This is a genomic window from uncultured Streptomyces sp. (assembly GCF_947488945.1).
Classification (GTDB): domain Bacteria; phylum Actinomycetota; class Actinomycetes; order Streptomycetales; family Streptomycetaceae; genus Streptomyces.
This window is the reverse complement of the sequence record NZ_CANLBS010000007.1, coordinates 127,959-151,291: the sequence shown is the minus strand read 5'-3', so window position 1 is coordinate 151,291 and position 23,333 is coordinate 127,959. Positions and strand designations below refer to the sequence as shown.

General features: G+C 72.5%; 20 protein-coding genes. 17 read left to right on the top strand and 3 right to left on the bottom strand.

Annotated features, from left to right (window positions below; genetic code table 11):
- Nucleotides 1–19: 19 nt before the first annotated feature.
- The gene (gene thiD, locus Q0994_RS13465; RefSeq protein ID WP_299533631.1) at nucleotides 20–826 is read left to right on the top strand and encodes a bifunctional hydroxymethylpyrimidine kinase/phosphomethylpyrimidine kinase; all 807 of its coding nucleotides are present in this window, start codon (nucleotides 20–22) and stop codon (nucleotides 824–826) included.
- Between the two features lie 98 nt (nucleotides 827–924).
- Here the strand turns inward: thiD and rpmB are convergent, their stop codons facing one another.
- Complete coding sequence (gene rpmB, locus Q0994_RS13460; protein ID WP_030928661.1) at nucleotides 925–1,110, bottom strand: 50S ribosomal protein L28; 186 nt, start codon at nucleotides 1,108–1,110, stop codon at nucleotides 925–927.
- Between the two features lie 250 nt (nucleotides 1,111–1,360).
- Between rpmB and Q0994_RS13455 the strand changes: the two genes are divergently transcribed.
- The 10 genes from Q0994_RS13455 (at nucleotide 1,361) to Q0994_RS13410 (ending at nucleotide 11,182) form a co-directional block, all read left to right on the top strand.
- Nucleotides 1,361–3,004 (top strand): DAK2 domain-containing protein, encoded by a 1,644-nt coding sequence (locus Q0994_RS13455; protein WP_299533625.1) that lies wholly within the window; start codon nucleotides 1,361–1,363, stop codon nucleotides 3,002–3,004.
- Nucleotides 3,005–3,063: 59 nt separating this feature from the next.
- Nucleotides 3,064–5,286 (top strand): ATP-dependent DNA helicase RecG, encoded by a 2,223-nt coding sequence (gene recG, locus Q0994_RS13450; RefSeq protein WP_299533622.1) that lies wholly within the window; start codon nucleotides 3,064–3,066, stop codon nucleotides 5,284–5,286.
- Between the two features lie 120 nt (nucleotides 5,287–5,406).
- On the top strand, nucleotides 5,407–5,991 hold the full coding sequence (gene rsmD / locus Q0994_RS13445; RefSeq protein ID WP_299533620.1) for a 16S rRNA (guanine(966)-N(2))-methyltransferase RsmD: 585 nt from the start codon (nucleotides 5,407–5,409) through the stop codon (nucleotides 5,989–5,991).
- Between the two features lie 26 nt (nucleotides 5,992–6,017).
- Entirely contained in the window at nucleotides 6,018–6,497 is a 480-nt protein-coding gene (coaD, locus tag Q0994_RS13440) for a pantetheine-phosphate adenylyltransferase (RefSeq protein WP_299534149.1), read from the top strand.
- A gap of 97 nt (nucleotides 6,498–6,594) precedes the next feature.
- Nucleotides 6,595–7,659, top strand: a complete 1,065-nt coding sequence (locus tag Q0994_RS13435; RefSeq protein ID WP_299533618.1) for a cell division initiation protein — start codon at nucleotides 6,595–6,597, stop codon at nucleotides 7,657–7,659.
- Nucleotides 7,660–7,879: 220 nt separating this feature from the next.
- Nucleotides 7,880–8,494 carry a DUF177 domain-containing protein gene (locus Q0994_RS13430; RefSeq protein WP_299534146.1) on the top strand — a complete coding sequence of 205 codons (615 nt, stop codon included), beginning with the start codon at nucleotides 7,880–7,882 and terminating at the stop codon, nucleotides 8,492–8,494.
- 2 nt (nucleotides 8,495–8,496) lie between these two features.
- The gene (rpmF, locus tag Q0994_RS13425; protein WP_003965982.1) at nucleotides 8,497–8,670 is read left to right on the top strand and encodes a 50S ribosomal protein L32; all 174 of its coding nucleotides are present in this window, start codon (nucleotides 8,497–8,499) and stop codon (nucleotides 8,668–8,670) included.
- A 19-nt stretch (nucleotides 8,671–8,689) separates the two neighbouring features.
- A complete protein-coding gene (rnc, locus tag Q0994_RS13420) occupies nucleotides 8,690–9,514 on the top strand; it encodes a ribonuclease III (protein ID WP_299533555.1) in 825 nt (274 codons plus the stop codon).
- Between the two features lie 78 nt (nucleotides 9,515–9,592).
- Nucleotides 9,593–10,447: a bifunctional DNA-formamidopyrimidine glycosylase/DNA-(apurinic or apyrimidinic site) lyase gene (gene mutM, locus Q0994_RS13415; protein WP_299533552.1), complete on the top strand. Its 855-nt coding sequence runs from the start codon at nucleotides 9,593–9,595 to the stop codon at nucleotides 10,445–10,447.
- 240 nt (nucleotides 10,448–10,687) lie between these two features.
- Nucleotides 10,688–11,182, top strand: coding sequence for an NAD(P)H-dependent oxidoreductase (locus Q0994_RS13410; protein WP_299533550.1), 495 nt, complete (start codon nucleotides 10,688–10,690; stop codon nucleotides 11,180–11,182).
- A 121-nt stretch (nucleotides 11,183–11,303) separates the two neighbouring features.
- Here Q0994_RS13410 and Q0994_RS13405 read toward each other — a convergent pair whose 3' ends face one another.
- Entirely contained in the window at nucleotides 11,304–12,239 is a 936-nt protein-coding gene (locus tag Q0994_RS13405; RefSeq protein WP_299533547.1) for a CAP domain-containing protein, read from the bottom strand.
- 153 nt (nucleotides 12,240–12,392) lie between these two features.
- Between Q0994_RS13405 and Q0994_RS13400 the strand changes: the two genes are divergently transcribed.
- The 5 genes from Q0994_RS13400 (at nucleotide 12,393) to ftsY (ending at nucleotide 20,600) form a co-directional block, all read left to right on the top strand.
- Nucleotides 12,393–12,674, top strand: a complete 282-nt coding sequence (locus Q0994_RS13400; RefSeq protein ID WP_299533545.1) for an acylphosphatase — start codon at nucleotides 12,393–12,395, stop codon at nucleotides 12,672–12,674.
- Between the two features lie 437 nt (nucleotides 12,675–13,111).
- The gene (locus Q0994_RS13395; protein ID WP_299533543.1) at nucleotides 13,112–13,324 is read left to right on the top strand and encodes a hypothetical protein; all 213 of its coding nucleotides are present in this window, start codon (nucleotides 13,112–13,114) and stop codon (nucleotides 13,322–13,324) included.
- 402 nt (nucleotides 13,325–13,726) lie between these two features.
- Nucleotides 13,727–17,467 (top strand): AAA family ATPase, encoded by a 3,741-nt coding sequence (locus tag Q0994_RS13390; RefSeq protein ID WP_299533541.1) that lies wholly within the window; start codon nucleotides 13,727–13,729, stop codon nucleotides 17,465–17,467.
- Between the two features lie 230 nt (nucleotides 17,468–17,697).
- Nucleotides 17,698–19,116, top strand: a complete 1,419-nt coding sequence (locus Q0994_RS13385) for a sugar porter family MFS transporter (protein ID WP_299533539.1) — start codon at nucleotides 17,698–17,700, stop codon at nucleotides 19,114–19,116.
- A gap of 281 nt (nucleotides 19,117–19,397) precedes the next feature.
- Complete coding sequence (ftsY, locus tag Q0994_RS13380) at nucleotides 19,398–20,600, top strand: signal recognition particle-docking protein FtsY (RefSeq protein ID WP_299533537.1); 1,203 nt, start codon at nucleotides 19,398–19,400, stop codon at nucleotides 20,598–20,600.
- Nucleotides 20,601–20,691: 91 nt separating this feature from the next.
- Here ftsY and Q0994_RS13375 read toward each other — a convergent pair whose 3' ends face one another.
- The gene (locus Q0994_RS13375) at nucleotides 20,692–21,339 is read right to left on the bottom strand and encodes a bifunctional DNA primase/polymerase (RefSeq protein ID WP_299533535.1); all 648 of its coding nucleotides are present in this window, start codon (nucleotides 21,337–21,339) and stop codon (nucleotides 20,692–20,694) included.
- Nucleotides 21,340–21,783: 444 nt separating this feature from the next.
- Between Q0994_RS13375 and Q0994_RS13370 the strand changes: the two genes are divergently transcribed.
- The gene (locus Q0994_RS13370) at nucleotides 21,784–23,256 is read left to right on the top strand and encodes a hypothetical protein (protein WP_299533533.1); all 1,473 of its coding nucleotides are present in this window, start codon (nucleotides 21,784–21,786) and stop codon (nucleotides 23,254–23,256) included.
- The last annotated feature ends 77 nt before the right edge of the window (nucleotides 23,257–23,333 follow it).

Below are 23,333 nucleotides of genomic sequence, written 5' to 3'. Positions count from 1 at the left end.
CCCCAGTAGATTGCGGGCCATGCCGATAACCACCTCCGCCCTGCCCCGTGTGCTCACCGTCGCCGGCTCCGACTCCGGCGGCGGCGCGGGGATCCAGGCCGACCTGAAGACGATGCTCGCCCTCGGATGCCACGGCATGAGCGTGCTGACCGCCGTGACCGCGCAGAACTCCCTGGGGGTGCAGGGCGCCTGGGACCTGCCCGCCGAAGCGGTCACCGCCCAGTACCGCAGCGTCGTCGACGACATCGGGGTCCAGGCCGTGAAGACCGGCATGCTCTCGTCCGCCGTCCTCGTCGAGACCGTGGCCGGACTGCTCGCCGGCACCCGGGCCCCGGTGGTCGTGGACCCGGTCGGGGTCTCCAAGCACGGCGATTCCCTGCTGGCCTCCGAGGCGCTCGACGCCGTACGCACGAAGCTGCTGCCCGTCGCCACCGTCGCGACCCCGAACCTCGACGAAGTGGCGCAGCTCACCGGGATCGCGGTCACGGACGAACGCGGGATGCGCCGGGCCGCCGGCGCGCTGCTGGAGTTCGGTCCGCGCTGGGTCGTCGTCAAGGGCGGCCATCTGCCCGGTGAGGCGGTGGACCTGCTCACCGACGGCTCCGAGGAGCACTGGCTGCACGCTCCCCGGCACGACAACCGGCACACCCACGGCACCGGCTGCACCCTCGCCTCCGCCATCGCCTGCGGACTGGCCCGGGGCCAGAACGTCCCCACCGCCGTCCGCAACGCCAAGACCTACGTCACCGGAGCCATCGAGGGCGGCTTCCCGCTCGGTGCCGGGATCGGCCCGGTCGACCACGGCTGGCGCACCCGCGGCGCCTGACCGGGACGGCCACGGCCCGCACGGGCACAGCAAAAAGCCGGTCCACCGAGGTGGACCGGCTTTTTGGGCAACCGGAAGGCTGCGCTACGACGTGTACGTCAGCGCGCGACCTTGCCGGCCTTGATGCACGAGGTGCAGACGTTGAGCCGCTTCGGCGTCCGACCGACCACTGCACGCACGCGCTGGATGTTGGGATTCCAGCGACGGGACGTACGGCGGTGCGAGTGCGAAATGTTGTTGCCGAAGCCCGGCCCCTTGCCGCAGACGTCGCAGTTGGCAGCCACGGGTCACTCCAAAGACTTCAGATGCACTTACAGTGAATTCCGGCACGCCGGAATCAGCGAACTGAAGTGGCGGTACCGGAGGAATAGCCCGATTCGCATCGGGCAACCGAAACACCATACAACGGCTGCGTCGGTACAACGAAACTACCACGGTCCGGCCCGCGCTCCTCCCGCCCCCCGTCACCTCCGGGGGCGTGCGGATACGCTGCCGTGCAGCCGCCACGGCCGCGCTCAAGGAGGACTGAAGACGGTGCCGCACCCCACCGACACCCTGGACGCCGTCGCGGTACGCACCTGGTGCGCACTGGCCCTGGAGGGCCTCGGCCGGGAGCGTGAGGAGATCGACGCGATCAACGTCTATCCCGTCGCGGACGGCGACACCGGCACCAACCTGTACCTGACCGCCGAGTCCGCGGCGGCGGCCGTCGAAGCGGTGTTCGCCGCCCACGCGACCGGGACCACCGCCCCCGCCACCGCCGACGCCGTACGCGCCATGGCGCACGGGGCGCTCATCGGAGCCCGCGGCAACTCCGGCACCATCCTGGCCCAACTGCTGCGCGCCATGGCCTCGGTCCTGGCCGCCGGCGGCGACGGCGACCACCTCGCCCGCGCCCTCTCCCGCGCCGCCGCCTCCGCCCGCCGGGCCGTCGCCCACCCCGTCGAGGGCACCGTCCTCACCGTCGCCACCGCCGCCGCCGAGGCCGCCGAAGTCGCCGGGGCGGCGTCGGGCGACCTCGCCGCCGTGGCCGCGGCGGCCCACGAGGGTGCCGTCGCCGCCCTGGAGACGACCCCGGACCGCCTCCCCGTGCTGCAACGGGCCGGCGTCGTGGACGCCGGAGGACGAGGACTCGTCGTCGTCCTCGGGGCGCTCCTGGAGACCGTCACCGGGCGGGCGCCCGTCCGCGCCACCCGGCCCGTCCCCGGCCCGCCCGACCGGGCCCCCGGCGGCCCCGCCCCGGCCGACGACTGCGCGGGGGAGCCCGGGGAGGGGCCCGCGTTCGAGGTGATCTACCTCCTGGAGGCCGCGGACGAGGCCGTGGAGCGGCTGCGCACCCGGCTGGACGGCCTCGGCGACTCCCTGGTCGTCGTCGGCGGCGACGGCCTGTGGAACGTCCACGTGCACGTCGACGACGCCGGCGCCGCCGTGGAGGCCGGGGTCGAGGCGGGCCGGCCGCACCGCATCCGCATCACCCACTTCGCCGCCGCCCGCGGCCAGGCCCGCCCCGAGCCCGCCCGCCGGGCCGTCGTGGCCGTCGTCCCCGGCGACGGACTCTGCGACCTGTGCGCGCGGGCCGGCGCCACCACCGTCCTCGCCCGGCCCGGGGAGCCGCCCGCCAGCGGCGAGCTGGTCGACGCCGTCCGCCGCGCGCACGCCCGCGAAGTGGTGCTGCTGCCCAACGACGCCGGTCTGCGCCACACCGCGGCCGCCGCCGCCGAACAGGCCAGGGCCGAGGGCATCCGGGTCGCCGTGATCCCCACCCGGGCCGCCGTCCAGGGCATCGCCGCCCTCGCCGTCCACGAGCCCGAGCGGTCCTTCGACGAGGACGTGGTCGCGATGACCGCCGCCGCGGGCGCCACCCGGTACGCCGAGGTCGCCGTCGCCGAGCACCGGTCCTGGACCACCGCCGGTATCTGCCAGGCCGGCGACGTCCTCGGCCTGATCGACGGGGACGTCGCGCTCATCGGCCCCGACGTCCCCGGCGCGGCCCGCACGGTGCTCGACCGGATGCTCGCGGCCGGCGGCGAACTCGTCACCCTGGTCCTCGGCGAAGGCGTGCCCGACTCCTTCGGGGACGAGCTGGAGACCCATGTGCGCGCGGGCCACCTGGCCGTCGACACCGTGGTCTACCGGGGCGGCCACCAGAGCGCCCCGCTGCTCATCGGCGTCGAGTAGCGGGTCCCGGCGGTCCCACGGCCGTGCCCGGCGCACGGTTGTCGGTGCCGTGGTGTGCAATGGAACGCGTGTCTGCGCTCGATGAACCCCTCAAGAAGCTGCTCGGCGGAGCCACCGCGAAGGTGATGGCCGACCACCTCGGTCTGCACACGGTCGGGGACCTGCTGCACCACTACCCGCGGCGGTACGAGGAGCGCGGCCGGCTGACGTCGCTCACCGACCTCCCCGTCGACGAGCACGTCACGGTCGTCGCGCAGGTCGCCGACGCCCGGATCATGGCCTTCAACGGCGGGCGCGGCAAACGCCTGGAAGTCACTCTCACCGACGGCTCCGGCAAGCTCCAGCTCGTCTTCTTCGGCCACGGGGTCCACAAGCCGCACAAGGAACTGCTCCCCGGACGCCGGGCGATGTTCGCGGGCAAGGTCTCGGTCTTCAACCGCAAGACGCAGCTCGCCCATCCCACCTACCAGCTCCTGGACGCGCCGCCGGAGGGCTCCGCCGGCGATCCGGAGGCGGACGTGGCCGAGGCGGTCGACGCCTTCGCCGGGCGGCTGCTGCCGATCTACCCGGCCTGCAAGCAGCTCGACTCCTGGCGCATCGCCAAGGCCGTCGACGTGGTGCTGCCCAGCGCCGACCGGGCCGTCGACCCGCTGCCGGCCGCGCTGCGCGAGGGACGCGGGTTCGTGCCGCTGCCCGAGGCACTGCACAAGGTGCACCGCCCGCAGACCAAGGCCGACGTCGCCGACGCCCGCGCCCGGCTGAAGTGGGACGAGGCCTTCGTCCTGCAGGTCGCCCTCGCCCGCCGCCGGTACGCCGACACCCAGCTCCCCGCCGTCGCCCGCCGGGCCGTCACCGGCGGACTGCTCGACGCCTTCGACGCGACGCTCCCCTTCACCCTCACCGAGGGCCAGCTCAAGGTCACCGCGGAGATCTTCGGCGACCTCGCCACCGAACACCCCATGCACCGGCTGCTCCAGGGCGAGGTCGGCTCCGGAAAGACCATGGTGGCCCTGCGCGCCATGCTCACCGTCGTCGACGCGGGCGGCCAGGCCGCGATGCTCGCGCCCACCGAGGTGCTCGCCCAGCAGCACCACCGCTCCATCACCGAGATGATGGGCGAACTGGCCGAGGGCGGCATGCTCGGAGGCTCCGACCGCGGTACCAAAGTCGTGCTGCTCACCGGCTCCATGGGCACCGCCGCCCGTCGGCAGGCCCTGCTCGACCTGGTCACCGGCGAGGCCGGCATCGTCATCGGCACCCACGCCCTGATCGAGGACAAGGTCCAGTTCCACGACCTCGGCCTGGTCGTCGTCGACGAGCAGCACCGCTTCGGCGTCGAGCAGCGCGACGCCCTGCGGTCCAAGGGCAAGCAGCCGCCGCACCTGCTGGTGATGACCGCGACCCCGATCCCGCGCACGGTCGCCATGACCGTCTTCGGCGACCTGGAGACCTCCGTCCTGGACCAGCTCCCGGCCGGGCGCTCGCCGATCGCCAGCCACGTGGTGCCCGCCGCCGACAAACCCCACTTCCTCGCCCGCGCCTGGGAGCGGATCAGGGAGGAGGTGGAGGGCGGTCACCAGGCATACGTCGTCTGCCCCCGGATCGGGGACGACGACGAGAAGGCCCAGCAGAAGAAGGAGAAGAAGGACGGGCCGGAGGCCGACAAGCGCCCGCCGCTCGCCGTGCTGGACGTCGCGGCCCAGCTCTCCGCGGGCCCGCTGGCGGGTCTGCGCGTCGAGGTGCTGCACGGCAGGATGGCGCCCGACGACAAGGACGACGTGATGCGCCGGTTCGCCGCCGGCCGGGTCGACGTCCTCGTCGCCACCACCGTCATCGAGGTCGGCGTCAACGTGCCCAACGCCACCGCGATGGTGATCATGGACGCCGACCGGTTCGGCGTCTCCCAGCTCCACCAGCTCCGCGGCCGGGTGGGCCGGGGATCGGCCCCCGGCGTCTGCCTGCTGGTCACCGAGGCGCACGGGGCGAGCCCCGCCCGCGCCCGGCTCGGCGCGGTCGCCGCCACCCTCGACGGCTTCGAGCTCTCCCGGATCGACCTCGAACAGCGCCGGGAGGGCGACGTCCTCGGCCAGGCCCAGTCCGGAGTCCGGTCCTCCCTGCGGATGCTCACCGTCGTCGACGACGAGGAGATCATCGCCGCCGCCCGCGCCGAGGCCGTCTCCGTGGTCGCCGCCGACCCCGGGCTGGAGCGCCACCCCGAGCTGCGCGTCGCGCTGGACGCACTGCTCGACAAGGACCGCGAGGAGTACCTGGACAAGGGCTGACCGGCCGGGCGGCGGCCGACGCCCGGAGCCGCCCGGGCCGTCCCCCGCCGTACGCCATATCGTGGAGGCACGGCACCGGCACACCCGCGCGTGCCGACCGCGACCCGAGGACCGACACCCATGACCCGCGTGATCGCCGGATCGGCCGGCGGACGCCGCCTGGCCGTACCGCCCGGCAACGGCACCCGTCCCACCTCCGACCGCGCCCGCGAGGGGATGTTCTCCACCTGGGAGGCGCTGCTGGGGACCCTCGACGGCATCCGGATCGCCGACCTCTACGCCGGCTCGGGCGCCGTAGGCCTCGAAGCGCTCTCCCGCGGCGCCTCGCACGCGCTGCTCGTCGAGACCGACCCCCCGGCCGTCCGCACCGTCCGTGACAACGTCCGCACCCTCGGTCTGCCGGGCGCCGAGGTGCGGGCGGGCAAGGCGGAGCAGATCGCCGCGGCTCCGGCCCCCGCCGCCCCGTACGACGTGGTCTTCCTGGACCCGCCGTACGCCGTCACGGACGACGATCTCCGGGAGATCCTCCTCACACTCCGTGCGCAGGGCTGGCTCGCGGACGACGTACTCGTCACCGTGGAACGCAGCACCAGGGGCGGGGAATTCGGCTGGCCCGAAGGGTTCGAGCCGTTGCGGTCCCGCCGCTACGGCGAAGCGACGCTTTGGTACGGTCGCGCCGCCCTTACGTGCGAAGACGCACGATGACCGCACCCGGGAGCGAGGGAATCACGTTGCGCCGCGCCGTCTGTCCGGGGTCGTTCGACCCCATCACCAACGGACATCTCGACATCATTGGCCGAGCCTCGAAGCTGTACGACGTCGTACACGTCGCGGTGATGATCAACCAGTCCAAGAAGGGGCTGTTCACCGTCGACGAGCGGATCGAACTGATCCGTTCCGTCACGGCCGACTTCGGCAACGTCGAGGTCGAGTCCTTCCACGGGCTGCTGGTCGACTTCTGCAAGCAGCGGGAGATCCCGGCGATCGTGAAGGGCCTGCGGGCCGTCAGCGACTTCGACTACGAACTCCAGATGGCGCAGATGAACAACGGCCTCTCGGGCGTGGAGACGCTGTTCGTCCCCACCAACCCGACCTACAGCTTCCTGTCGTCGTCGCTGGTCAAGGAAGTGGCGACCTGGGGCGGCGACGTCGCGCACCTGCTGCCGCCGACGGTCCACCGGGCCCTGCTGGAGCGGCTGGGCGAGAAGTGAGGCGCTGACCTCCCGTCACCAGGTGTCGGACGGGGACCGACTGGCCTTAAGGTCGTCCCGTCCGGCTCCAACAGCAGCAGAGAGTGGCGAGCACACGGTGGACGTGCAGAAGAAGCTCGACGAGATCGTCGGAACGGTCGGCAACGCCCGTTCCATGCCCATGTCGGCGTCGTGCGTGATCAACCGCGCCGAACTGCTCGCCCTCCTCGAAGAGGTCCGCGAAGCGCTCCCGGACTCCCTCGCCCACGCGCAGGAACTCATCGGCGGCCGGGAGCAGATGGCCGAGCAGGCCCGCCAGGAGGCCGAGCGGATCATCGAGTCCGCCCGCGCCGAGCGCGCGCAGCTGATCGCGGACACCGAGATCGTCCGCCACGCCCAGGGCGAGGCGGACCGCATCCTGTCCGAGGCCCGCCGGGAGGCCGACGAGGTCAGGGCCGAGGCCGACGAGTACGTCGACAGCAAGCTGGCCAACTTCGAGGTCGTGCTCACCAAGACCATCGGCTCCGTCGACCGGGGCCGCGAGAAGCTCCTCGGGCGGGGCCAGGGCCTGGACGAGCAGGGCTACGAGGACCCCGAGGCGCCCGAGCGGTCCGCCGACCCGGAGACCCTGCGGCAGCGGGCAGACGACTACGTGGACACCAAGCTCGGCGCCTTCGAGGCGGTGCTCGCCAAGACCCTGGAGGCGGTCGGCCGCGGCCGGCAGAAGCTGCACGGCCGGGTGGCCACCGACGACCTCGGCGCGCACATGGCCGCCCAGGACGCGGCCGGCGGCCAGGGGCACACCAGCGACGCGGACTACCTGGCCGGTCTCGCCGAGATCGCCGAGCCCGGCCCGCGCGCCGTCCCCGCCCGGCAGCCGTCCTACCCGGACCAGCCCGCGCCGGAGCCCCAGTACGCCCAGACGTACGGCTACCAGGAGCCCCAGCAGGTCCCGCAGGACGTCTACGGCTACCCGCAGCAGCCCGACCCGTACGCGGCCGCCTACCCGCAGCAGGGGTACGACCCGACCACCTACCAGCCGCAGCCGCAGCAGGACTACACCTGGCCGCAGCAGGACCACGCGCAGCAGCCGCAGGCCGAGAGCGCGCTGGACGAGACCAGCCTCTTCGACACCAGCATGATCGATCTGGAGCAGCTCCGCCGCTACGAACAGGGCCGCTGACCCCACCCGCGCGCGTGTCCCGGACCTCCCGGTCCGGGGCTCCCCGCCCGGATTGGGTGCTGAGCGGTACGTCAAGTATCCTGGCTCTTCGGTCGCGCCTATGTCCGCGATCCCGGCTGCCCGTTTCGTCTCCGGACCGGGCAGGCCCTCCCCCCAGCGTCACCGTGATTCGAAAGCAGGAAAAGCCCTGAACGGCCACCTCGACCTCCGTAACCCTCTCGTGTTCGACACACATGAGCTGGGTCGGCGTCCTGGTGCCCTGAAGCGGCTGACCCGCACGGTCGAGGCCCCCGGTTCGCCGGTCATGGGCATCGACGGGGTCATCGGTGTGCCGGAGGGCGCCCCGGTGGTGCTGGACATCCGCCTCGAGTCGGTCATGGAAGGGGTGCTTGTCACAGGCACCGCCCGTGCGACCGCCGAGGGGGAGTGCGTAAGGTGTCTGGAGCCGCTGACCATCGAGGTCGAGGCGGACTTCCAGGAGATGTTCTCGTACCCTGACGCCGATGACCGGGGCCGCGGCAAGACCGCGGACACGGCCGACGACGCCGAGGACGACGAGGACGTGTTCTTCCTCGAGGACGGCTTGCTCGACCTTGAGTCGGTGCTGCGTGACGCGGTGGTGCTCGCACTGCCGCTGCAGCCGGTGTGCCGGGAGGACTGCGCCGGCCTGTGTTCCGAATGCGGAATCAGGCTGGACGATAATCCCGGTCACCACCACGATGCCCTCGACATGCGTTGGGCGGCATTGCAAGGACTCGCCGACACCGTTCAGGACGGCGAGAAGGACAACATGGGCGGCGCCGAAGCAGGCGTCGACGAGAAGCAGGAGAAGTAGCCGTGGCTGTTCCGAAGCGGAAGATGTCGCGCAGCAACACGCGCCACCGCCGGTCGCAGTGGAAGGCTGCGGTCCCCACCCTGGTTTCGTGCGAGCGTTGCCAGGAGCCGAAGCTCCAGCACATTGCGTGCCCGAGCTGCGGCACGTACAACAAGCGCCAGGTCCTCGAGGTCTGAGCGGCTGGTGAGAGGCCCGATGTCTGAGTTGTCGCACGCCAAGAAGCAGGCGGACAACGTCAACACAGCCTCGTCCCACACGCTTCTGGAAGGGCGGCTCGGGTACCACCTCGAGTCCGCCCTTCTGGTGCGTGCGCTGACCCATCGCTCGTTCGCGTACGAGAACGGCGGCCTGCCCACCAACGAACGGCTCGAATTCCTCGGGGATTCGGTGCTCGGCCTGGTGGTCACGGACACGCTGTACCGCATCCACCCCGACCTGCCCGAAGGCCAACTGGCCAAACTGCGGGCCGCGGTGGTCAATTCTCGTGCGCTGGCGGAAGTGGGCCGCGGCCTCGAACTCGGCTCCTTCATCCGGCTCGGCCGCGGTGAAGAGGGCACGGGAGGCCGGGACAAGGCGTCCATCCTCGCCGACACGCTCGAAGCGGTGATCGGCGCGGTCTATCTCGACCAGGGCCTCGGCGCGGCCTCGGAGCTGGTGCACCGGCTCTTCGACCCGCTGATCGACAGGTCCTCCAACCTCGGCGCCGGCCTGGACTGGAAGACCAGCCTCCAGGAGCTCACCGCGAGCGAGGGGCTCGGAGTCCCCGAGTACCTCGTCACGGAGACCGGCCCGGACCACGAGAAGACCTTCACAGCTGCCGCTCGCGTCGGTGGTGTCTCGTACGGCACCGGCACCGGCCGTAGCAAGAAGGAAGCGGAACAGCAGGCGGCCGAGTCCGCCTGGCGCGAGATCAGCGCCGCCGCAGAAGTCCGGCAGGCCGCGGAGAAGTCCGCCGCCGAAGCGGGGGAGCCCCTGGCCCCCGCCGACCCGCCGGTCGCCGCGGACGACACGTCCGTCTGACCGGCCCCGCAACCCCCCGGCGCTCCGTGCGCCGGGGGGTTGCGTGGTTCACCGCCCCTTTTCCCGTCAGGAGATGCCGTGCCCGAGCTGCCCGAGGTGGAAGTCGTACGCCGCGGACTGGAGCGCTGGATCTCCGGGCGCACCGTCGAGGACGTCGAGGTGCTGCACCCGCGCGCGGTCCGGCGGCACCTGGCCGGCGGCGCGGACTTCGCCGCCCGGCTGACCGGGGCGCGGTTCGGCACGGCGATGCGGCGCGGCAAGTACCTCTGGGTGCCGCTGGAGGAGGCGTCCTCCTCGATGCTCGGCCACCTCGGCATGAGCGGACAGCTCCTGGTCCGGCCCGACGGGGCCCCGGACGAGAAGCACCTGCGGGTCAGGATGCGCTTCGGGGACGCGCTCGGCACCGAGCTGCGCTTCGTCGACCAGCGCACCTTCGGCGGCCTCTCGCTGCACGCCGACACCCCCGACGGACTCCCCGACGTCATCGCGCACATCGCCCGCGATCCCCTCGACCCGGCGTTCGACGACGCGGCGTTCCACACCGCGCTGCGGCTGCGCCGCACGACGGTCAAGCGCGCCCTGCTGGACCAGTCGCTGATCAGCGGGGTCGGCAACATCTACGCCGACGAGGCGCTCTGGCGCACGCGGCTGCACTACGACCGCCCGACCGCCACCCTCACCCGGCCCCGTTCCACCGAACTCCTCGGCCACGTCCGGGACGTGATGAACGAGGCCCTGGCCCAGGGCGGGACCAGCTTCGACAGCCTGTACGTCAACGTGAACGGCGAGTCGGGCTACTTCGACCGTTCCCTGGACGCCTACGGCCGCGAGGGCGAGCCCTGCCACCGCTGCGGCACCCCGATGGCCCGTCGCCCGTGGATGAACCGCTCCAGCTACTTCTGCCCGCGCTGCCAGCGTCCGCCACGGGTGTGATCCGGCCGGGAGGCTCGCGCCGGAATCCCGGCGGACGTCTCCCGGAGCGACGCGGAACGGGCCATGATGAGCGACGACACCGGGCCTGCGCCGCAGAGCCGCACGCCCGCCGAGTGGAGCGGCGATTCCGGGGGACGACATGACACGCGCAGGGGTGTACCTGGCCCATCCGCGTCCGGGCAGTTTCAACCACGCTCTCCACCACGCCGTGTGGGCCGGTTGCGCGAACGGGGCTGCGAGGTGATCGCGCACGACCTGTGCGCCGAGGGCTTCGTACCCGGCCTGTCCGCGCGGGAGACGGACACGGTCGGCTCCGCCCCCGGCGCACACGACCCGCAAGTGGCGATGCACCGGCGGGAAGTGGCCACTCTCGACGTCCTCGTCTTCGTCCACCCCAACTGGTGGGGCATGCCGCCCGCCGTCCTCACCGGCTGGGTGCAGCGGGTACTGGCCCCCGGCGTCGCCTACAAGCTGGGCAGCGCCGAGGGAGAGCCCGAAGGACTGCTCAGGGCCGGCCGGGCACTCGTCCTCAATACGTCCGACACGCCTGCCGACCGCGAGGCGGCGGAGTTCGGGGATCCGTTGCAGAGCATCTGGGCGGCCTGCGTCCTGCCCTACATCGGTGTCACGGACGTCCGACGGCACGTCTTCCGGACGGTGACGGACGCGTCCGAAGAGACGCGGGCCGCCTGGCTGGAACAGGCACGCGGACACGCCGCCGCCCTTCTGGACTGACGGCACCGCGGCGTACCCGGGTCCGGGACGGCGTCAGGCCGGGCGACGGCACGCCGGCCACGACCACCGGCCCGGGACCCGCGAGGGTCTCCGCTCCCGCCGGGGTTCCGCGACCGGAGTGTCAGAAGCCGAAGTCCTGCGTCCACCAGGGACCGCCGTCGCCGATGTAAACGCCGACGCCGAGGGTCTTGTAGTCGCAGTTGAGGATGTTCGCCCGGTGGCCGGAGCTGTTCATCCAGCTCTCCATCACGGCCTCGGCGTCGGCCTGGCCGCGCGCTATGTTCTCGGCGGCGAGGTTCGACACCCCGGCGGACGCGGCACGGTCCCAGGGGGTCTTGCCGTCCGGGTCGGTGTGGGCGAAGAAGCCGCGCTCGGCCATGTCCTGGCTGAAGTCCTGCGCGAGCGCGGTGAGCGAGGAGCTGAGCGTCAGCGGGCTGCAGCCCACCGTGGCGCGCTCCTTGTTGACCAGGGCCAGCACGTCGGCCTGGACGGAGGTGCCGGACGAGCCGCGGTCGTCGGTGGCCGGGGCGGCCGTGGTGGGCGCCGGTGCGGGGGCCGAGGTCCGGGGAGCCGCCGTCCTGGGGGCGGCCTTCGGAGCCGTCTTCGGGGCCGTCTTCGGGGCCGGGGCGCCGGTCGACGGCGTCGCCGTCGAGGGGCTCGCCCCGGCTTCCGGGGTGGCAGTGGCGGGGGTGGAGGCGGACGGAGTGGCGCGCTTGGGCGCCGCCGGGCGCTCGCTGCCGCGGCTGGTGGGGGAGGAGGAGGCGCGGCCGGTGGGGTCGGCACCCGCGTCGCCCTGCGTCAGCAGGTCGGGAGCGCCGCCGGAGGCGACCTGCTCCCCGCCGGTGGTGTCGCCGGCGGTGTAGGTGTCCCCGCCGCCCGGCAGGATGCCCGAGGCCATGGCGACCGCGCCCACGGCGACGGCCGCGGAGACGCCGAGGAGTCCCGCGCGCACGGGCAGCGGCACACGCTTCTTCCCGTGTCCCGCGCCCCGACGGGCCGTCCCCGCCGTGCGCTCTTCGGCGGCGGCGCCCGTGCCGGATCGTCGGTGGCGTCCCATGCCTCAGCCTTTCTCGCGCCCCGGACGCCTCAGCGGCGTCACCATTCCTTCACTGCTCACCCGTATGAGTGAGGTCGTTGCGACCGGACTGTACGCGATGGAAGAACGGGGGCCGGGGTGCTCTTGCGGTACGCGCCCGGTTAGCGTTCAGGCATGAGCGAAGAGGCACGGCTGGTGGTGTGGGTACGCGGCCGAGTACAGCAAGTAGGCTTCCGCTGGTTCACCAGGGCAAACGCTCTGGAGATCGGCGGGCTGACCGGCTTCGCGCTCAATCTGGACGACGGCCGGGTCCAGGTCGTGGCGGAAGGGGCGCGTGAGAATTGCCACCGCCTGCTGGACTGGCTGAGGTCTGCCGACACGCCCGGACGCGTGGACGGAGTCACTGAGATCTGGGACACGCCACGGGGCGGGTACGACGGATTCGCCATCCGCTGAGTGCGCCCCCGCCCGGCGCTGCCGCCGCTTTCCCCGGCCGGCCCCGCGCCGGAGACGCGCGGACCGTGGTCACGGACCTCGCACCCGGAGTGACCTGCGCGGGAGTGTGTGCACCACCGATGGTTGCCAACCGGGGTCCGGGCGTGCGAGGCTGCGGGATCGACGAAGATCTCCGCACCCTCCGGGGTCCCGAGGAGAGTCGCGCCGCATGATCGTCCTGCCGCGCGCCCCCGGGACCACCGGCGCGACGGGGTGTGATCGTGTTGACCGTCAAACTTTTTGGTGAGACTCTGAAATCCCCGCGCACCCTAGTTGTTCGACAGGGCTGCTTCCGCAGAACCGCAGTGATGGACAGACCACTGCCGAGCACCGCGGGTGCGATTCCCATACGACCCACACCGCTTCGGTCGGTCACTCAGTGTGGAGGACCATTCATCATGGCAAAGGCGCTTCTCGGTTACGTCGGCGGTTCCGATCCGCGACTCCTCGCCGAGATGCGACGGCTCCAGCAGCGCGTCCAGGACCTGGAATCCGAGCTCTCCCGCATCCAGGGCGAGAACGACGCGCTCAACGCCGCCGCTCAGCACCAGGAGTCGCTGCTCGACAGCATCGACATCGACGTACCCCGGGCCGAGCCCGCGCTGACCTGATCCGGCGCCCTCCGGGGCCCCACCAGGCCGTGCACGCTCAGTAGTCCGGTTCCACCGGATCGTCTTCGCCGTGGATCGGCGCCGTCGGAACACCGAGGTGGCTCGGACTTCCGGATGCGGTCGCGATCCCTCTCGCGGCGGGACGATCCGTTCGCTCCACCGCTCAGCACACCCACCGCACAGAACACCCGTCGCGCCACGCCTCACCCCGCAGAACCGGGTGCGGCGCGGTCGTACGCCTACTGCGTACGGAATGGGCAAGGGACGCTTCGGCGTCCCTTCTTTTCTTTTCCCCCCGGGAATCGGCCCGGCCCGCCCGTCGCGTCCGGGCGTTCCTTTAACGTCAGATGTGCCCTGCCCCTTCAGCGGCGAAACCGAGAGTGAAAGGTAGAGTCCGGCGGCGTGCATCTCAAGGCCCTGACCCTGCGCGGCTTCAAATCGTTCGCCTCCGCCACCACGCTGCGGTTCGAACCGGGGATCACCTGCGTCGTCGGGCCCAACGGTTCCGGGAAGTCCAACGTGGTGGACGCGCTCTCGTGGGTCATGGGGGAGCAGGGTGCCAAGTCCCTGCGCGGCGGCAAGATGGAGGACGTCATCTTCGCCGGCACCACCGGCCGCCCGCCGCTGGGCCGTGCCGAGGTGTCGCTGACCATCGACAACTCCGACGGCGCACTGCCCATCGAGTACGCCGAAGTGACCATCACGCGGATCATGTTCCGCAACGGCGGCAGCGAATACCAGATCAACGGCGACACCTGTCGGCTGCTCGACATCCAGGAACTCCTGTCCGACTCCGGCATCGGCCGCGAGATGCATGTGATCGTCGGCCAGGGACAGCTCGACTCGGTGCTGCACGCCGACCCGATGGGGCGCCGGGCCTTCATCGAGGAGGCGGCCGGCGTCCTCAAGCACCGCAAGCGCAAAGAGAAGGCGCTGCGCAAACTCGACGCGATGGGCGCCAATCTGGCCCGCGTCCAGGACCTCACCGACGAACTGCGCCGCCAGCTCAAGCCGCTCGGCCGCCAGGCCGCCGTCGCCCGCCGCGCCGCCGTCATCCAGGCCGATCTGCGCGACGCCCGGCTCCGCCTCCTCGCCGACGACCTGGTGACCCTGCGCGACGCGCTGCGCGACGAGATCGCCGACGAGGCGGAGCTCAAGCGGCGCAAGGAGACCGCGGAGAACCAGCTGAAGGCCGCCCTCGCCCGCGAGTCCGAACTGGAGGGGGAGGTGCGCCGCCTGGCACCGCGTCTCCAGCGGGCCCAGCAGACCTGGTACGAGCTGTCGCAGCTCGCCGAGCGGGTCCGCGGCACGATCTCGCTCGCCGACGCCCGGGTGAAGAGTGCGACCGCCGGGCCCGAGGAGGAACGGCGGGGGCGCGACCCGGAGGAGCTGGAGCGCGAGGCCGCACGGGTCCGGGAGCAGGAGGCGGAGCTGACCGCCGCCATGGAGGCCGCCGCCCGCGCGCTGGAGGACACCGTCGACCACCGCTCCGAACTGGAGCGCTCGCTGGCCGCCGAGGAGCGCCGGCTCAAGGACGTCGCCCGCGCCATCGCGGACCACCGGGAAGGGCTGGCACGGCTCACCGGGCAGGTCGACGCGGCGCGCGGACGCGCCGCCTCCGCCCGCGCGGAGATCGAACGGCTCGCCTCCTCGCGCGACGAGGCGAGGGAGCGCGCGGTCGCCGCCCAGGAGGAGTACGAGGAGCTGAAGGCCGAGGTCGACGGCCTCGACGCGGGAGACGCCGAACTCGGCGCCCGCCACGAGGAGGCCAAGCGCCGGCTGGCCGCCGCCGAGACCGCGCACCGGGCGGCCAGGGAGGCGGCCACCGGGGCGGACCGGCGCCGGGCGGAGGTCTCGGCCCGGCACGACGCGCTGGCCCTCGGCCTGCGCCGCAAGGACGGGACGGGCGCGCTGCTCGCCGCCGGCGAGAGCCTCGCCGGTCTGCTCGGTCCGGCCGCCGAACTGCTCACGGTGGCACCGGGGTACGAGGTGGCGGTGGCCGCCGCGCTCGGCACGGCCGCGGACGCGGTGGCGGTCACCGGACCGGCGGCCGCCGCCGCCGCGATCCGGCTGCTGCGCGAACGCGACGCCGGGCGGGCGGCGTTGCTGCTCGCCGGCTCGCCCGAGGACACCGAGGACACCGGGGGCACCGGCGGTACCGGTCAGGTGCCCGCGCAGGGGGGACGGCCGGAGACGGTCACGGTGGCGCTGCCGGGGCCTTCGGCCCCGATCCCCGAGGCCCGGCCGACCCCCGCCACGGAGGCCGTGGCCGCCCCGGCCGGACCCGCCCCGTCGGCCGTACCCGCGCCCGCCCCCCACCTCCCGCCGCCCGGTGAGGTGCCGTGGCCGGCGGTGGCCGGGCTGGTCCGCGGGCCGGCCGGGCTGCTGGCCGCGGTGCGGGTCCTTACCGGTGCCATGGTGGTGGTCCCCACCCTGGCGGAGGCCGAGGAGGCGGTCGCGGCCCACCCGGAGCTGACCGCGGTGACCGCCGAAGGCGACGTGCTCTCCGCCCACTTCGCGCACGGCGGTTCGGCCGGCGCCCCCAGTCTTCTCGAAGTGCAGGCGTCCGTGGACGAGGCGGCGGCCGAGCTGGCGGAGCTGGCGGTGCGCTGTACGGACCTGGTGTCGGCCCGGCAGGAGGCGGAGGCCGCGCGCACCTCCGCCGCGGCGGAGGTCGAGGAACTGGGCGAACGGCGTCGCGCCGCCGACCGGGAGAAATCGCAGGTGGCCCAGCAGCTCGGCCGGCTCGCCGGTCAGGCCAGGGCCGCCGCCGGAGAGGCGGAGCGGAGCACGGCGGCCGCCGCCCGCGCCCAGGAAGCGCTGGAGCGGGCCACCGAACAGGCCGAGGAACTGGCCGAACGGCTGCTCGTGGCCGAGGAGACCCCGGTCGAGGAGGAGCCCGACACCTCGGTGCGCGACCGCCTCGCCGCCGACGGCGCCAACGCCCGGCAGACCGAGATGGAGGCCCGCCTCCAGCTCCGTACGCACGAGGAACGCGTCAAGTCGCTCGCCGGGCGCGCGGACTCGCTGGACCGCGCCGCGCGGGCGGAACGCGAGGCGCGGGCCCGCGCCGAACAGCGGCGGGCCCGGCTGCGCCGGGAGGCGGCGGTGGCCTCGGCGGTCGCCGCGGGCGCCCGTCAACTGCTCGCGCACGTCGAGGTGTCCCTCGTACGGGCGCAGGACGAGCGCGCCACGGCGGAGAGCGCCAGGGCCGAGCGGGAGGCCGGTCTCGCCGCCGCGCGCGAGGAGGGCCGCACCCTCAAGGGGGAGCTGGACAAGCTGACGGACTCGGTCCACCGGGGCGAGGTGCTCGGGGCGGAGAAGCGGCTGCGGATGGAGCAGCTGGAGACGAAGGCACTGGAGGAACTGGGGGTGGAACCGGCCGTCCTGATCGCGGAGTACGGTCCCGACCAGCTCGTGCCGCCCTCGCCCGCCGCCGAGGGGGAGGTGCTGCCGGACGACCCGGACCACCCGCGCAACCGGCCGGTCTCCTTCTTCCGCGCCGAGCAGGAGAAGCGCCTCAAGTCGGCCGAACGGGCGTACCAGCAACTCGGAAAGGTGAATCCGCTCGCCCTGGAGGAGTTCTCCGCGCTGGAGGAGCGCCACCAGTTCCTCTCGGAGCAGCTCGACGACCTGAAGAAGACCCGGGCCGACCTCCTCCAAGTGATCAAGGAGGTGGACGAGCGGGTCGAGCAGGTCTTCACGGAGGCCTACCGGGACACCGCCCTCCAGTTCGAAGGCGTCTTCTCGCGGCTCTTCCCGGGCGGAGAGGGGCGGCTCATCCTCACCGATCCGGACAACATGCTGACCACCGGTGTGGACGTGGAGGCCCGCCCACCGGGCAAGAAGGTCAAGCGGCTGTCGCTGCTCTCCGGGGGCGAGCGCTCGCTGACCGCCGTCGCCCTGCTGGTCTCCATCTTCAAGGCGCGTCCGAGCCCCTTCTACGTGATGGACGAGGTCGAGGCGGCCCTCGACGACACCAACCTCCAGCGGCTGATCCGCATCATGGAAGAACTCCAGGAGAGCTCCCAGCTCATCGTCATCACGCACCAGAAGCGGACGATGGAGGTGGCCGACGCGCTTTACGGCGTATCGATGCAGGGCGACGGGGTTTCCAAGGTCATCAGCCAGCGCCTGCGCTGAGCGGACCGACGCCGGTCGTGGTGAATCTTCACAATCCTTCCATGAATTGCGCACGCCATTCGCTCGCGCGGGGGTAGGCGTCGGGCTGCCGGGAAACCGGAATTCGACAATTGAACGCGCGACCGTCCGTGACGCGGATGCCACGTCGAGTGGTGGCGGGTCTCTTCCTGTGCGCCACTTAAGAGGCCCATTCCGAAATCCGACATCGCGGCGAGGCACCAGGAGTTCATGTGAGCAGCACAGCCCAAGGGCCCGAGTCCGGAGCCCGCGCGGCCCATCCGGACCACCTCGGTCACGTCATCTTCATCACGGCGGCCGCGGCCATGGGCGGCTTCCTGTTCGGCTACGACAGTTCCGTGATCAACGGGGCCGTCGAAGCGATCCGCAGCCGGTACGACATCGGTTCCGGCACGCTCGCCCAGGTCATCGCCATCGCCCTGATCGGCTGCGCCATCGGTGCCGCCACCGCGGGCCGCATCGCCGACCGCATCGGCCGCATCCGCTGCATGCAGATCTCCGCGGTCCTCTTCACCATCAGCGCCGTCGGCTCGGCGCTGCCCTTCGCCCTGTGGGACCTCGCGATCTGGCGCGTCGTCGGCGGCTTCGCCATCGGCATGGCCTCGGTGATCGGCCCGGCCTACATCGCCGAGGTCTCGCCGCCCGCCTACCGGGGCCGGCTCGGCTCCTTCCAGCAGGCCGCGATCGTCATCGGCATCGCCATCTCGCAGCTCGTCAACTACGGCATCCTGCAGCTCGCCGACGGGGACCAGCGCGGCAAGATCGGCGGCCTGGAGGCATGGCAGTGGATGCTCGGCGTCATGGTGGTCCCCGCGATCCTCTACGGGCTGCTGTCGTTCGCCATCCCGGAGTCCCCCCGGTTCCTGATCTCCGTCGGCAAGCACGACCGGGCCCGGAAGATCCTGGAGGAGGTCGAGGGCACGAACGTCGACCTCGACGCCCGGGTGAACGAGATCGAGACGGCCATGCGCCGTGAGCACAAGTCCAGCTTCAAGGATTTGCTCGGCAGCAAGATGGGCTTCCTGCCGATCGTCTGGGTCGGTATCGGCCTGTCGGTCTTCCAGCAGCTCGTCGGCATCAACGTGGCGTTCTACTACTCCGCGACGCTGTGGCAGTCCGTCGGCATCGACCCGACCGACTCGTTCTTCTACTCGTTCACCACCTCGATCATCAACATCATCGGTACGGTCATCGCGATGGTGCTGGTCGACCGGGTCGGCCGGCGGCCGCTCGCGCTGGTCGGGTCGACCGGTATGGCCATCGCGCTCGCGTTCGAGGCATGGGCGTTCTCCGCCGACCTGGTCGACGGCAAGCTGCCGACCCTGCAAGGCGTCGTGGCGCTGGTCGCCGCCCACGTCTTCGTCCTCTTCTTCGCCCTGTCGTGGGGCGTGGTGGTCTGGGTCTTCCTCGGCGAGATGTTCCCCAACCGCATCCGTGCCGCCGCCCTCGGTGTGGCGGCCTCCGCGCAGTGGATCGCCAACTGGGCCATCACCGCCAGCTTCCCGAGCCTCGCCGACTGGAACCTCTCGGGCACGTACATCATCTACACCTGCTTCGCGGTGCTCTCGATCCCCTTCGTGCTCAAGTTCGTGAAGGAGACCAAGGGCAAGGCGCTGGAGGAGATGGGCTGACCTCCCGACCGAGCCCCGGGACCGCCCCGGCCGTCCGGCCGGGGCGGTCCCGCGTTCCGCGGGCCCGTCCGCGGCCGGACGGCCGGTCGCGCCTCCCGGTGACGGGCCCGGCCACAGTCGCGGCCGCGTTCCCGGCCGCGTTCCCGGCTGCGTATGCGTCCGCGTTCCTGGCCGCGCGGAGGCATCGATTACCTCCAAAGGGTGCATAACGCCGTGCGGATCTTTCGCGGGCCGTCCGGGCCCGCACCGTCGCCGCCGCCGTGGCCGATACTGGACGGGTTATGGAAATCGTCATCCTTGCTGTAGTCATCGCCCTGGTCGCGGTCGGCCTGATCAGCGGGCTCGTGGTCAGCAGCCGCAAGAAGAAGCAGCTGCCCCCGGCGCCGCCGAGCTCGCCGACCATCACTCCGCCCGCCGAACCCCGTGTCGGCGAGGAGGCCGAGACGCCGCGCGACGAAGCGCGGCGCACCATCGAGGAGGTCGGTCTCCCCGGCACCGAGGCCCCCGCCGGACAGACCCCGGTCACCGCCGAACCCGAGGCGCCCGCCCTGGAGGTGCCCGAACCCACCGCCGGCCGGCTGGTCCGGCTCCGGGCCCGCCTCGCCCGCTCGCAGAGCACCCTCGGCAAGGGGCTGCTCACGCTCCTGTCACGGGACAACCTCGACGAGGACACCTGGGAGGAGATCGAGGACACCCTGCTCACCGCGGACGTCGGTGTCGCGCCCACCCAGGAACTGGTCGAGCGGCTCCGGGAACGGGTCCGGGTCCTCGGCACCCGCACCCCCGACGAACTGCGCACCCTGCTGCGCGAAGAGCTGATCGCGCTGCTCGGCCCCGACTTCGACCGTGAGGTCAAGACGGAGGGGACCGAGGACACCCCCGGCGTCGTCATGGTCGTCGGCGTCAACGGCACCGGCAAGACCACCACCACCGGCAAGCTCGCCCGGGTCCTGGTCGCGGACGGCCGCAGCGTCGTGCTCGGGGCGGCCGACACCTTCCGCGCCGCCGCCGCCGACCAGCTCCAGACCTGGGGCGAGCGCGTCGGCGCCCGTACGGTCCGCGGGCCCGAGGGCGGCGACCCGGCGTCGATCGCCTTCGACGCCGTGAAGGAGGGCATCGCCGAGGGCGCCGACGTGGTGCTCATCGACACCGCGGGCCGGTTGCACACCAAGACCGGGCTGATGGACGAGCTCGGCAAGGTCAAGCGCGTGGTGGAGAAGCACGGGCCGCTGGACGAGGTGCTCCTCGTCCTCGACGCCACCACCGGTCAGAACGGTCTGGTGCAGGCCCGCGTCTTCGCCGAGGTCGTCGCGATCACCGGCATCGTCCTCACCAAGCTGGACGGCACCGCCAAGGGCGGCATCGTGATCGCCGTCCAGCGCGAGCTGGGCGTTCCGGTCAAGCTCATCGGTCTCGGCGAGGGACCGGACGACCTGGCTCCGTTCGAGCCGGAGGCGTTCGTCGACGCCCTCATCGGCGACTGACCCGCACCGCGTGCGCCACGGGCGGCGGCACCCCGACCGGGGAGCCGCCGCCCGCTCGCGTGTCCGGGTCCGCCGCCGCGCCCTTACCCGATCAGGAGCGGTGGCAGACGTACGCCAGAGTGCCCAGCAGCAGCCGCGCCTGCGGGGGAGCGGCCGCGGTGTCCAGCGACGGCGGACGCAGCCACCGGACCGGGCCGAGGCCGCCGAGGTCGGAGGGCGGGGCGGTGATGTGGGCGCCCGGACCGAGGGCGCGCAGGTCGAGGCGGGCGTCGTCCCAGCCCATCCGGTAGAGCAGGTCCGGCAACTGGGCCGCGGCGCCCGGCGCGACGAAGAACTGGGCGCGCCTGGTCGGCGTCACGGCGACCGGCCCGAGCGGCAGCCCCATGCGCTCCAGCCGGACCAGGGCGCGTCGGCCCACCGCCTCGGCGACGTCCAGGATGTCGAAGGTGCGGCCCACCGGCAGCAGCATCGCGGCTCCCGGCACCTCCGCCCAGGCGCAGGCCGCCGCGTCGAGCGTGGAGCCCGCCGGGACCTCCGCGTCCAGGTCCAGCGGATGGGCGCCCGGGGAGGCGCACCGCCGGTCGCCGCAGGAGCAGGTGCCCGCTCTGGCCCGCGCCCCGGGCGTCACCGCCCAGCCCCACAGCCCGGTGTACTCGGCCACGGCCGTGCCCTCGGCCGTGCGGCCGCGCCGCCGTGCCCCGGATCGCATCTCGCGGATGCCGCCGATCGTGAAGCCCATGCCCCCTCCAACGGGTCCGACTCATCGGTGGTTACGACCCGGAGCCGCTCGAACGGCCGTCTCCGCCGCCGGAACCGCCGGTGTGGGGCACCGGCCGGACGGCGCACGGGAGTGCGCGGGGGGAGCGCGGACGAAAAAACGCTCCCCTTGTCGCTCCGGTGCGCCTGCTGTTTACCGGCGTCCGTCAAGTCAAGCGCGCCGAGCGGGGATGGCGTTCATTCGAAGGGGTGGCGAATGGTGGCGTTTCCGCAATCCCGTCGTGGGAGACGTGATCGTAGGATTACCGTCGGTACGCGAACTCTGAGAGCATGACGCCCGCGGGTATGCCCCGGGCAACCAGATATCTTCTGGCGGTGCGCGATCTCCGTACGGACGGCGACGGAACAAGGCATTCTGGTGCGGCGGTTCGCGCGACGGGTTTTCGGCGGGATGGGGGGCGTTCCAGTGAGTGGCAGCGGCGCGGGCGAGACGAATGCCGGAAAGCGCCCCAACGGGCAATTGGGATCTTGGTTCCTGCGGAGCGGCTGGTCGAAGGGCGAGCTGGCGCGGCAGGTCAACCGGCGGGCCCGGCAGATGGGTGCCCACCACATCAGCACCGACACCTCACGGGTGCGCCGCTGGCTGGACGGCGAGCAGCCCCGCGAGCCGATCCCGCGCATTCTCGCCGAGCTGTTCTCGGAACGCTTCGGCAGCGTGGTCGCCGTCGAGGACCTGGGCCTGCGCACCGCCCACCAGTCGCCGTCCGTCGCCGGCGTGGACCTGCCGTGGGCCGGCCCCCAGACCGTGGCGCTGCTCAGCGAGTTCTCCCGCGGCGACCTGATGCTGGCCCGGCGCGGCTTCCTCGGCAGCTCGCTGGGTCTGGCCGCCGGCCCCGCCCTCATCGAACCGATGCAGCGCTGGCTGGTGCCGACCGCCGCCGGCAGCCCGGAGCCGGTCCCGCCCGCCGCCGCCCGCCGCCCCTCGCGCCTGTCCCTGCCCGAGCTGGATCTGCTGGAGTCCACCACCGCGATGTTCCGGCAGTGGGACGCGCAGTGCGGCGGCGGCCTGCGCCGCAAGGCCGTCGTGGGCCAACTCCACGAGGTAACCGACCTGTTGCAGGAACCCCAGCCGGCCGCCACCGCCCGCAGGCTCTTCCGCTGCGCCGCCGAACTGGCCGAGCTGGCAGGCTGGATGAGCTACGACGTCGGTCTCCAGCCCACCGCCCAGAAGTACTTCGTGCTCGCCCTGCACGCCGCGAAGGAAGCCGGCGACAAGCCGCTCGGCGCGTACATCCTCTCCAGCATGAGCCGCCAGATGATCCACCTCGGCCGGCCCGACGACGCCCTGGAACTCATCCACCTCGCCCAGTACGGCGCCCGCGAGTCCGCCACCTCCCGGACCCAGGCGATGCTGTATGCGATGGAGGCGCGCGCCTGGGCCAACATCGGGCAGCCCGGCAAGTGCAAGCGGGCCGTCCGGATGGCCGAGGACACCTTCCTCGACGCCGGCCTGGACGGCGAGCCCGACCCGGACTGGATCAGCTTCTTCTCCGAGGCCGAACTCAACGGCGAGAACGCCCACTCCTACCGTGACCTGGCCTACGTCGCCGGCCGCAGCCCCACCTACGCCTCCCTCGCGGCCCCGGTCATGGCACGGGCCGTGGAACTCTTCGCCGAGGACGACGACCACCAGCGCTCCTACGCGCTCAACCTCATCGGCATGGCCACCGTGCACCTGCTCCAGCGCGAGCCGGAGCAGTCCACGGCCCTGGCCACCCGAGCGCTGCAGGTCGCCAAGAAGGTCCGCTCGGAGCGCGTCAACACCCGGCTCCGCAAGACCGTCGACGCCGCGGCCAGGGACTTCGGCGACGTCGCGGACGTCGCCCGACTCACCGACGAACTCGGCGCACAACTGCCGGAGACCGCCGAAGCGGTCTGACCCGGCTCCCGCACCACCGGCCGCGGCCACCACCCGTACCGACCGATCCGGCTCCCCCTTCGCCAGGTCAGCGGGGG